Source organism: Paenisporosarcina sp. P4_E4_2, from assembly GCF_056401595.1.
This window is the reverse complement of the sequence record NZ_JBFUJC010000232.1, coordinates 1-5,077: the sequence shown is the minus strand read 5'-3', so window position 1 is coordinate 5,077 and position 5,077 is coordinate 1. Positions and strand designations below refer to the sequence as shown.

7 protein-coding genes are annotated in these 5,077 nt (G+C 40.2%); 4 read left to right on the top strand and 3 right to left on the bottom strand.

The window, feature by feature from the left end; genetic code table 11:
• Nucleotides 1-466, bottom strand: a 466-nt coding sequence (locus tag AC1DSB_RS14245) for a CNNM domain-containing protein (protein ID WP_477586938.1), incomplete at its 3' end; no start/stop codon positions are given.
• A 164-nt stretch (nt 467-630) separates the two neighbouring features.
• Here AC1DSB_RS14245 and AC1DSB_RS14240 point away from each other — a divergent pair.
• Complete coding sequence (locus tag AC1DSB_RS14240) at nt 631-2,028, top strand: dipeptidase (protein ID WP_016428357.1); 1,398 nt, start codon at nt 631-633, stop codon at nt 2,026-2,028.
• 59 nt (nt 2,029-2,087) lie between these two features.
• On the opposite strand, the gene AC1DSB_RS14235 is transcribed toward AC1DSB_RS14240, so the two are convergent.
• Entirely contained in the window at nt 2,088-2,666 is a 579-nt protein-coding gene (locus tag AC1DSB_RS14235; RefSeq protein WP_477530819.1) for a nitroreductase family protein, read from the bottom strand.
• A gap of 55 nt (nt 2,667-2,721) precedes the next feature.
• Complete coding sequence (locus AC1DSB_RS14230) at nt 2,722-2,991, bottom strand: hypothetical protein (RefSeq protein ID WP_477530818.1); 270 nt, start codon at nt 2,989-2,991, stop codon at nt 2,722-2,724.
• A gap of 83 nt (nt 2,992-3,074) precedes the next feature.
• Here AC1DSB_RS14230 and AC1DSB_RS14225 point away from each other — a divergent pair, with 83 nt between their 5' ends.
• The 3 genes from AC1DSB_RS14225 to AC1DSB_RS14215 all read left to right on the top strand — a co-directional run bounded on the left by AC1DSB_RS14225 (nt 3,075) and on the right by AC1DSB_RS14215 (nt 5,059).
• Nucleotides 3,075-3,188 carry a hypothetical protein gene (locus AC1DSB_RS14225; RefSeq protein ID WP_477530817.1) on the top strand — a complete coding sequence of 38 codons (114 nt, stop codon included), beginning with the start codon at nt 3,075-3,077 and terminating at the stop codon, nt 3,186-3,188.
• A 326-nt stretch (nt 3,189-3,514) separates the two neighbouring features.
• Nucleotides 3,515-4,084: a glycerol-3-phosphate acyltransferase gene (locus tag AC1DSB_RS14220; protein WP_477530816.1), complete on the top strand. Its 570-nt coding sequence runs from the start codon at nt 3,515-3,517 to the stop codon at nt 4,082-4,084.
• Between the two features lie 117 nt (nt 4,085-4,201).
• A complete protein-coding gene (locus AC1DSB_RS14215; protein ID WP_342542215.1) occupies nt 4,202-5,059 on the top strand; it encodes a DegV family protein in 858 nt (285 codons plus the stop codon).
• Nucleotides 5,060-5,077 lie beyond the last annotated feature (18 nt).

Below are 5,077 nucleotides of genomic sequence, written 5' to 3'. Positions count from 1 at the left end.
CTTCTTTTACAGCACCTTTAGAGATAACGCGAATGAATACATTGGTAAACTTCGCAATCAAAAACGTCAGGGGGCGTAAAATTTGAACGAGAATTGCAATAAATGGTGCAACAATATAAGCAATTCGATCTGAGAATGTAACTGCAATCGTTTTAGGTAGCACTTCTCCAAAAATGATGATAATGATCGTCAAGATGGCAGTTGCAAGCGCAATATCCCAGTCATAATTAATTGCAATTAATGTTAAGATCGTCGGCATTGCTATATTTACGATATTATTCCCGATTAGAATCGTTGTTATCATGCGGTCCGGTTTCGCGATTAACAAGAGAAGTTTTTGCGACATTCTGTCACCTTGTTCTGCACGAAGCTGGACCTTCATCCTATTTACTGCTGTGAGTGCCGTTTCACTACCTGAAAAGAAAAACGACAACATTAAACTAATGGCTAAACCTATAAATTCCATTAACCGTGTTTCCTCCTATATGAGTCAAAAGTTTCGCTCAATTTTTAGTAGCCTTATCATAGCATATTCCGAAATCCCATGTCTCATTTCCAATATATATAACTATCAATAGAATATGATATACTATTTCCATTCTCGAAATTTTGTGAAAAGAGGGATTCCCATTGAGTCATTTACAATCATTGAACACATATTTTGAAACGAAGCGTGAAGAGCATTTAGACGAATTAAAACAGTTTCTGCGCATTCCAAGTATTAGTGCATTATCTGATCACAAAGATGACATGAAAACTGCTGCAGAATGGTTAGCTGAATCAATGAAATCAGTAGGTCTGGAAAATGTTTCAATCGATGAAACCAAGGGGCATCCTGTTGTATATGCAGATTGGCTGCATGCAGAGGGGAAGCCGACTCTTTTGATTTATGGACATTATGACGTACAACCAGTTGACCCTTTAAACTTGTGGGAATCCGAACCTTTCAATCCTCAAGTTCGTGACAATAAACTTTTTGCACGCGGCGCAAGTGATGATAAAGGACAAGTATACATGCATGTTAAAGCCGTGGAAGCATTGATGCAAACTGAAGGTACTCTTCCTGTGAATGTGAAATTCTGTATCGAAGGTGAAGAAGAAATCGGTAGCCCGAATTTACCTGAATATGTCTTGGCAAATACTGAAAAACTTGCGGCCGATATTATTGTCATTTCAGACACAGGTATGCAAGGACCAGGTAAACCAGCTGTTTGCTACGGCTTGCGCGGCTTAACAGGTGTTCAGATTGAAGTGAAAGGTGCGAAAAGTGACCTTCATTCCGGTCTATACGGGGGCGGCGTACAAAATGCAATTCACGCACTGGTCGAAGTGCTGGATTCTTTCCGTGATGCAGAAGGAACGATTCTAGTAGAGGGCTTCTATGATAACGTTCGCGCAATAACAGATGAGGAACGTGCTGCCTATGCAGAACTGGACTTTAATGAAGAAGCTTTAAAAGAAGAACTTGGTGTGGATGCCTTATTTGGTGAAAAAGGATTTACACATTTAGAACGTACGTGGGTGCGTCCTACTTTGGAAATCAATGGCGTTTTCGGTGGATTCTCTGGTGAAGGGATTAAGACGGTACTTCCTGCAGAAGCAGGAGCCAAAATTACATGTCGTTTGGTTCCCGATCAAGATCCTGATGAAATCGTTGAGAAATTAACGGCACATATTGAAAAGCATAAACCTGTTGGGGTAACAGTTGAAGTTACGGAGTTTGATAAAGGAAAACCATTTATCACACCTTTCGACCATCCGGCGATTCAAGCAGCTGGCCGTTCATACGAAAAAGTATATAATGTGCCAACTGCTTATGTCCGTGGTGGAGGCTCAATTCCGATTGTCGCTGCTTTTGATGAAATTCTAGGATTACCAGTAGTTCTTATGGGCTTCGGCCTTGCTTCTGAAAATTTCCATGCACCAAATGAGCATTTCCATTTGGAAAATTTCGATCAAGGTCTACGAGTAATTGGCGATTACTATCATGAAATTGCACAATTCACTGCACAAGATTTGAAGAAATAAGACCATAAGAAAATCCCGGTTCTCGCAATCACTGCGAAGAACCGGGATTTTTTTAGTTTTTAGTTGTTTGTACCGAAAAATGTAATGAATTCCTCAACATCTTTGCGTGGTCTTGCTTTTGGCATTTCATCGAAATATCCAAACTGCAACATGCTGATGATGCGCTCACCTTGTTTAACCCCTAGTGCTTCACGGAATTTTGGAGCATCAATGAATGGCGGAGTTTTCCAACATGAACCGATTCCCAAATCCCAAGCAAGCAGTTGAGCATTTTGGATATAACAACTTGTAGCTGCATAGTCTTCCAACCGTTCTTTTTGACGGACGTCTTCATTAACAATGACAAATGCATATGCCCCTGGGCTAGTGAATTTCTTCATTTGTTTCGTTAACTCGTCTTCAGAAAGATCTTTCCATTTTGTTACGCCAAACTCTCGCAACACTGTATGTAGTTCATTCAATTCTTTCCCACAAGCGACAACCAATCTCCAAGGCTCACGATTTCCGTGATTTGGTGCCCATTTAGCTTCATCCAAAACTGTCATTAATGTTTCGCGTTCCACAGGTTGTCCGTTGAAATTTTTGACCGAGCGACGTTGAAGTATTGCTTCGCGTACTGATAAAGATTGTTCATTCATGTGTGTAAGTTCCCCTTTTCGCTAAATAGTTAAAACCAAAAGTGTGCGATATCACCTAAAAAATTACGTGGAAAATCTGATCGACCATAATGCTGAGCCACTTGGCTTCCTGGCCTTCTGTTCTCATGATTTGTTTAACCCACCATGCAACAAATATACGACTGTCCAAAAATAAATGACTTAAGAACAGTAGAGTGATTGCACCCATTAGCAACAAACCAACTCCTAAGTGTGCAACAGCAGTTACAGACATTATAAAACGACAGAATGAACCAATAAAGGAACAGATCGTTGCACGGTTTGGCTCTACAATTTTAAAAATCATCAACTACAGACTATTGTAGCACATGGGATAGACCGAGTTGTCATTCCAGATAAAAATGGGATGGAAGTGGGTATCCGAACGGATTGAAAGAAAACGAGATTCATATTTACGGAAGAATCACGGCGATCGCTGATGTCTTCGATGCCTTATCAAGTGAAGGGTTTACAAACGAGCATGGCCCATTGCTAAAATATTAAATTATATAATGGAACAACGCGGGAAACATTTCGATCCGAAATTGGTTGATTTGTTTTTCCAAAACATCGATACATTCTTGGATATTCGTGCTAAATATGCCGGAGAAAGTGTATGAGACTGACGATGAGCAAGACAGTTCCATTTCATGAAGAATGCGAATTTGAGGCCTGCGACAAGACGTAGGCTTTTTTGTTTTGGGAAAATATGAAGGTGCACGGTTTAGGAACAAAATCACAATCTTTATTGGTCCTCCCTATTTTAATTGTTATTTCCCAAACCCTGCTTTTCCTTCATAATAGAAAGAAAGCATTTTCGGGGTGTTCGCATGATCATTTATTTCTTGGCCAGCTATTTAGTGGGCAATATTCTGACCGCCTGGTGGGTAGGGAAATTGTATAAAACCGATTTACGCCACTACAGAAGCGGTAATTTAGGAGCGCGCAATGCAGGAGCCGTGATTGGCAATTTCGCATTTCTGCTCACTTTTTTAGGTGATGCCTTGAAAGGTGTATTGGTAATCTTTGCAGGAAACTATTTCGGCTTTGCCGAATGGGCAGTGGCAATGGGTGGTCTGTTGGTCATATGCGGACATATCTTTCCTTTTTGGTTGAAAGGTAGAGGCGGAAAAGGCATTGCCACTTTCGTCGGAATTGGCCTGACATTCAATCTATTATTTGCATTGACGTTCATTGTTGTCTTTTTACTGGTGTTTCCGATCATTCGAAGTGCAACACTGAGCATGATTATAGCTTATTTTGCGTATATTGGATCAGTACTCTATTTAAATGAACTTCAAAACGCATGGCCAATCGTACTTGCCATACTTCTCATAATGTATCGACATCGCTTTGACATCAAACAATCTTTGGATGAACAAAAATGGAAACGCTCGTAACATTATGAAGTGAATAGCTTTATTTCTGTTTAAACCATACACCATCGCGAGAAAATACTTTTCATGTTATATTAATAAATAGTCGAAATTTTTAATTAAAGATAGGGTGTTTACTAGATGTCAAAAAAACCAATTGCATGGGTTGTGGATAGTACCGCTTATATCAGCGATACACTTGCTGCCCACCCCGATGTACATGTTGTACCATTAGCCATCCATTTTGGACAGGAACAATATGCGGATGGAATTGATTTAACTTCGGATGAACTTTATGATCGTATTCGGAATGCAGAAGAATTCCCAAAGACTTCACAACCAGCTGCAGGTGAATTTGCCAAACTCTATGAACAAATTAGTGAAAACTATGAAGCTATTCTGGCTGTGCATGTATCAGCGAAATTGAGCGGAACGATATCTTCATCCAAAACAGGTGCAGAAATTGCAGAAGTCCATATGGAATGCGTTGACTCTCTTGCTCTTTCTACAGGCATTACCAAACTTGTAGAACGCGGAATCGTTTTGCAAGAACGTGGAATGAAACTGGAAGAAATTGCAGCACAACTTCGTAACGAAGTGAAAAACTTGCGCAATTATATTTTAATAGGAAACTTGAACCAACTATATAAAGGCGGACGCATGAATGGCGTTCAATTTTTCTTGGGAAGCTTATTGCAAGTAAAACCGATCATCCAAATTACTGCAGAAGGTGAATTGAAAGCGTTTGATAAAGTTCGTTCCCAAAAGAAAGCGCTCAACTACTTAGTCGATAAAGCCGTTGCCGCTTATGAACAGGATAACGTACGTTCGATTGACTTGATGCATGGCAATGTTGCGGAGCAAGCGGAAGCATTAAAAAACCTGATTCAAGAGAAAGTACCCGGCTTGGAAGTTCGCGTAGGTGCCATCAGTTCGGTCCTGGCAGTTCATGCTGGTGAAGGTACAATCGCTATATTATGGCACGTACCAGCTGAATAGAAAAGCGAAATTTTAGTC

Coding starts and splice junctions, on each gene's coding strand:
- AC1DSB_RS14230 (WP_477530818.1), bottom strand. CDS start 2,991: ATGATTTTTAAAATTGTAGAGCCAAACCGTGCAACGATCTGTTCCTTT.
- AC1DSB_RS14220 (WP_477530816.1), top strand. CDS start 3,515: ATGATCATTTATTTCTTGGCCAGCTATTTAGTGGGCAATATTCTGACC.
- AC1DSB_RS14235 (WP_477530819.1), bottom strand. CDS start 2,666: ATGAATGAACAATCTTTATCAGTACGCGAAGCAATACTTCAACGTCGC.
- AC1DSB_RS14215 (WP_342542215.1), top strand. CDS start 4,202: ATGTCAAAAAAACCAATTGCATGGGTTGTGGATAGTACCGCTTATATC.